The organism is Lyngbya aestuarii BL J (assembly GCF_000478195.2).
Classification (GTDB): Bacteria; Cyanobacteriota; Cyanobacteriia; order Cyanobacteriales; family Microcoleaceae; genus Capilliphycus; species Capilliphycus aestuarii.
Genome location: NZ_AUZM01000192.1, coordinates 1 through 1,674, shown reverse-complemented (window position 1 = coordinate 1,674; position 1,674 = coordinate 1). Strand labels below are relative to the sequence as shown.

Below are 1,674 nucleotides of genomic sequence, written 5' to 3'. Positions count from 1 at the left end.
TACCGACAATTCCCATCGCTAAACCGGGTTCGGTGAAAGTGGGTCAACGTGCTTTTGCCATTGGAAATCCTTTTGGTCAATTTCAAGGGACGTTTACAATTGGAATTGTCAGTCGGATTGATGGAGAACGAAATCTGATTCAAACCGATGCGGCAATTAACCCCGGAAATTCGGGTGGCCCGTTATTGAATAGTAAAGGTGAATTGATTGGGGTGAATACGGCAATTTTTACACGGGGTCGTAGTGGCGGTAATATTGGGATTGGTTTTGCCATTTCTGTCGATAAAGTTCCGCCCTTTTTACAAGCGGTTAAAGAAGGACGCGCCCCCCGAGTTGCCCAATCCCAAAGGCCATTTGCTTTTTCGAGTGAACCTTCGGAAAAACTGATCCTTGACGGCCCAGAAGTTCGAGGTCGTTTAGATGAAAGTGATAGTATTTTGCCGATTGATAATAGCTTTTATGATATGTATTCTTTTGAAGGAAAAGCAGGTCAGCAAATTGCTATAGAAATGAGGAGTCAGGATTTAGATCCTTACTTAATTTTGCTCAATTCTGATGGGAGTGAACTTGCTCAAGACGACGATAGTGGTGGCCAGAAAGATGCCAAAATTATGATTACACTGCCTGAGGATGGTGAATATACTTTTTTGGCGAATTCCTATGAGGCGGGAGAGTCTGGCGACTATCGATTAAAACTCCGAATAGAGACGGAGAGGGTTAATCCCAGTGAGCGTAGCAATCGTTTGATTCTAGAAGAACAAGGAACCTTAGATCGCACAGATGCGGTGCTTCCTTCCGATGGGAGTCGGTATGAAGAGTATAGCTTTGATGGAGTTGGAGGTCAGACTGTTACAATTCGACTCGAAAGTTCAGATTTCGATCCCTATCTTGCTTTGTTTGGTCCAAATGGTCAGCTTGTGGGAGAAAATGACGATGCAAATTCGTCAGAGAAAAATGCAGCATTGACTGTAACTTTACCAATGACAGGCCGCTATCGAGTGGTCGTCAACGCCTATGATAGTACAGGTCAAGGTCAGTACCTATTAACCGTTCGCTAAACATCTACGAGTCGAAATCAAGATGGCACTCCTATGGGAGTGAATATCTAAACTTGTCAATTTTCCATCCTATTGAGGTTATTTATGCATCAAATTCAATTTTGGGTCGTGATTGCCAGTCTACTGACCGTTTTTCCTGCTCATGCTCTGAGTTCTTCTTTAACGGTTCAATCTCGTTTAGGAGAAACATCAACCGATACCGATGTTCGTGGGATCAAAGAGATTCAGTTGGGTGATCTGCTCGCTCAGGAAACACCCGCACCGGAAGCTGATCCTGAACCGGAAGCCTCTCCTGAGCCGGAAAGTAGTCCCCCGACGACAGAAACTCCGAGTCCGGCTGAGTCTCCGACACCCGAAGCAATTCCCACTCCCACTCCCACTCCCACTCCCACTCCCACTCCCGACGAACAGCCAGAGTCTCCTAATCCAGAAGATTCACAGACCTCTGATTTCATTTTAAATGAGCAGGGCGAACTCGGTGAAGGTGATTCTGTGCTGGCGTCTGATGGGAGTTTGTATGATGAATATACTTTTGAGGGAGTAGAAGGACAGGAAGTAACAATTACGCTTGATAGTAGTGACTTTGATACTTATTTAGCGATTTTTACACCGGATA

Annotated in this window: 2 protein-coding genes; both read left to right on the top strand. The window is 45.0% G+C overall.

Annotated elements, in window-relative coordinates; genetic code table 11:
• Positions 1 to 1,058 (top strand): DVUA0089 family protein (locus M595_RS27425; protein WP_023069836.1); only part of this gene is annotated, 1,058 nt, incomplete at its 5' end.
• A gap of 84 nt (positions 1,059 to 1,142) precedes the next feature.
• Positions 1,143 to 1,674: hypothetical protein (locus M595_RS31385; RefSeq protein WP_023069837.1), on the top strand; the 532-nt coding region annotated here is incomplete at its 3' end.